Raw genomic sequence first — 3,487 nt, forward strand, 5'->3', positions numbered from 1 at the left:
TGTTGTCCGTCAGCGAAAGGATTTCCAAGGGCATCCCCGCGAGCACGGAAAAATCGCTGATCTGGTTGTTGCCGATGCTCAGCTCGTGCAAGGGCATGCCGCGCAGCGGGCTGATGTCGGTGAGCTTGTCGCCCCACACGTCGAGCTTTTCCAGGGGCAGACCGGCGAGGGCGTTGAGATTGGGCAAGTCGAGCTGGCTGATGTGCAGCTCGCGCAACTTCATGGTGTGCAAGGGCGCGAGATCGGTCACGCGCGTGTGGTTCATGTAGATGTTGTCGAGAGGCATGCCCGCGAGCGGCGAGATATCCGTCACCGCGGTGCCGGCGAAGCCGATGTGCGTGAGCGGCATGCCGGTGAGCGGCTTGAGGTCGCTGAAGCTCGGGTCGTCCACATCCAGCGAGCTGATGGGAAAGCCGCGGATCGCCTCGAGGTTGCTCACGCGCAGACCGGTCAAGCTAAGGCTGATGGTGCCATTGGGCAGCAGGCGCAGCCGAGAGCCGCTCCAACCGGGCTGAGCGATAAATTCCTTGAGCCGGGTGCGCAGGGCGGCTTCCGTCGTGGCCGAGCCTTTGCCAACACGCTGGGCGAGTGGATTGGCTTCGACCTGCCGGTTTTGATCGAGGAGCGCGTCGACCAGCTTAATGACCAGCGGCTGCGGCAATTCGTCCTTGTCGCCGTTTTCCGTGAGCAAGTGGTCGCAAATATCGAGATTTTGCTGGGCGCTGGCATCGCCGGGCCGTAGCGCGAGGACTTTCCGATAAGAGGCTACCGCGTCGTGCAGGTGCAGCGCAATTTGCAGATCGTTGGCCCGCTGCAGCAGGTAGTCGGGATTTTTCGGATCGAGCTCCGTGGCGTAGCTGATCTTTTCCAGCGCCTCGTCGAGTTTGCCTTCCTCGACCAGCGCGCGGGCTTGCGCGGCAAAGGTCGGCGCCGTGCCGCGCAGATCGTGCAGCGCCGCTTCGGCGCGGTTGCGGGCGCGGACGACATTGATCGTGAAGATGGCGGTGACCGCCGCGACGATCACGAGGGCGGCGGCGATCGTGGTGGACGCCGCGCGATGGCGCTGGATCAGGAGCCGGAATTGTTTCCACGCCCCAGCCTTCTCCGCGCTGGTCGCAAAACCGTTCTGGTAAGCCTCGAGATCGCACTGGAGATCGGTGACGCTCGCATAGCGGCGCTCCACATCCGCCGCGAGCGCCTTGCGGCAGACCGCGAGAAGCGAATCGGGCACGCGCCCGCCCGGAAGGTGAGGCATGGCCGGCGCGGCCGACGGACTCCACTCCACGACGCCCTGCGCCACCTTCGCGACGATGAGCGAGGGATCGCTGCCGCCCACGGGAGCGCGCAGGTAGATGATCTCGAAGAGGATTGTGCCCAGCGCATAAACGTCGCTGCGGGCGTCGAGCGTCTCGACTTCGCCACGCGCCTGTTCCGGGCTCATGTATTGCGGTGTGCCCATGATCGAGCCGGCGAGAGTGGCCGAGGCCGCGGAATGATGCAGAACGGGTGGCGCGTGACCATGGTGGATGTCTCTCGGAATCGGCGCGGCCGGCGCCGGACGACCTTCGGCATTCAACTTCTTGGCCAGCCCCCAGTCCATCACCAGCACCTCGCCGAAATCTCCCAGCATGAGATTCTCGGGCTTGAGGTCGCGGTGGATGACGCCGCGGGCGTGGGCGAAGGCCAGCGCATCGCAGGTCTTTTGGAAGATGGTGAGCAACGCGCTCAGCGGATATTTCTTCACCGTCTCGGGAACGCCTTGCTCGATCAGTTCGAGCACCTTTTTCAAGGTGATGCCGCGGACGAACTTCATCGTGTAGAAAAGCTGGTCCTGCTCATCGACCCCGAGTTCATAGATCGGGACGATGTTCGGGTGCTCGAGCTGTGCGGTCACTTGCGCCTCGTCGATGAAGCGCAGCACGCCGTCTTCGTTCTGGCTTTCGAGCATCACCTTCATGGCCACGTCGCGCTGCGTGGCTTGCTGCCGCGCTTGCATGATCGCGCCCATGCCGCCGCGCGCCACCTGAGTGCCGATGGCGTAACGCTTTTGCGCGAGGAGTTCGTCGGGCAGGAGCCGGCGGACCGCCGCCTGGGCCGGCGGGAGGCTCAGGCCTTTCTCAGTGCGTGCGCGCTCGCGGCGGACTTCCAGCACGACGTCACCGAGGCGCACGTGCTGGTTGGGAAACAGGCGGGTCGATTCGGTGATCCGCTGCTCGGCGACAAAGGTGCCATTGCTACTGCCGAGATCCTCCAGCAAAAGCTGGTCGTAGAGAATCGAGAGCTGCGCGTGCCGGCGCGAAATGAGCGGTGTCTCGGCATAAATCTGCGCTTCCTCACCACGACCGATGACGTATTCGCCCGGCGGCAAGGTGACCCGCGCGAGCTCCACGTCGCCATGCCGCAGGATGACCTCGGTCTGCGGAACATGCATCGAGTTGCCAGCTAACCTTGCGTTGTCCGAAAATCAAGCCGGCACCCGCGCGGCTCGGAAACGCCCCGGCTACTTGCCGAGCGCCGTCTTGATCGAGCCGGCGACCTGCGCGGCCAAGGTTTCATAGCCGGGCTTCGAGAAGTGGACGTTCTTCGGGAGCTGGCTATCGGCGTGCGCTTCGACCAGGGCGTGCAAATCGTCGATGGCCACGCCCTCGGCCTTCATCACGCGCAGGGCGGCTTCGTTGTAGCCGTTCTCGTCCTTGGCCACGCGGCCCACCGTGCCCTCGGGTACGGGGGTGGTCGTGGCGAAGATGAGCTTCGCCCCGGTCTTCTTCAACCGCGCCACGATCTCGCGGAGGTTCTTTTCATATTGCTCCACGGGATTCACCTGCGGACCGGCGGGGTCCATCTTGCCATCCTTCCAATGCTTCAGGTCATGCAGGCCCCAGTTGAAATGGATCACGTCCCATTTCTTGTCCGCGCCGTCGGTGGCCAGCCAGGCGTCGAGATTCTTCAGGCCCACGTCAGTCGAACTACCATTGGTTGGGATGCGATGCACGTTGGCTACGCCCTTGAGCGCCTCACGCGTGGGGATCGTGTAGCCCATGGAAATCGAATCACCAATGAGCAGCACACGCGGCAGTCCGGCGGTGTCCTCGGCGGCGGCGAGCGAAGGGTCCTTCTTTTTCTCCCCGCCTTTCTCCGGCACGGGCGCCTGGGCAAAGAGCGCGGAGGCGGTGACGAGGGAAACGGCGACGATGCCGGAACGCAGGAGGGAGCGGAGGGGATGCATGATGGGATTGGAATGCTTCTCCACAAACGGGGCCAGTACAATCTGCGCCCGATAGACGCGCCGGGAAACGGGTCTTTAGAAGGCGAGGCGCACGCCGCCGGTCACGCTGGTCGACTGGTAGTTCTTCCGGCCGAGCTCGCCGTCGTAATAGAAGTAGGTCGACATGCGCTCGTTGAACTGGATGGCGAAGCCGGCACCGAGCAGGGCGCTGTCGCGGCCGAGTTCGGGGCCGTTGACGAGAAACGAGTTGCCGGCGCCGTT

The 3,487-nt window shown here is 64.1% G+C and carries 3 protein-coding genes; all 3 read right to left on the reverse strand.

Annotation, left to right across the window (positions count from 1 at the left end):
- A partial coding sequence (locus ABJF10_RS30045; RefSeq protein ID WP_348548284.1) for a protein kinase occupies positions 1–2,431 on the reverse strand: 2,431 nt, incomplete at its 3' end.
- A 69-nt stretch (positions 2,432–2,500) separates the two neighbouring features.
- The gene (locus tag ABJF10_RS30050; RefSeq protein ID WP_348548285.1) at positions 2,501–3,226 is read right to left on the reverse strand and encodes an SGNH/GDSL hydrolase family protein; all 726 of its coding nucleotides are present in this window, start codon (positions 3,224–3,226) and stop codon (positions 2,501–2,503) included.
- Positions 3,227–3,301: 75 nt separating this feature from the next.
- A partial coding sequence (locus ABJF10_RS30055; protein ID WP_348548286.1) for an autotransporter outer membrane beta-barrel domain-containing protein occupies positions 3,302–3,487 on the reverse strand: 186 nt, incomplete at its 5' end.

The sequence above is a fragment of the Chthoniobacter sp. genome, assembly GCF_040003245.1.
Lineage (GTDB): Bacteria > Verrucomicrobiota > Verrucomicrobiia > Chthoniobacterales > Chthoniobacteraceae > Chthoniobacter.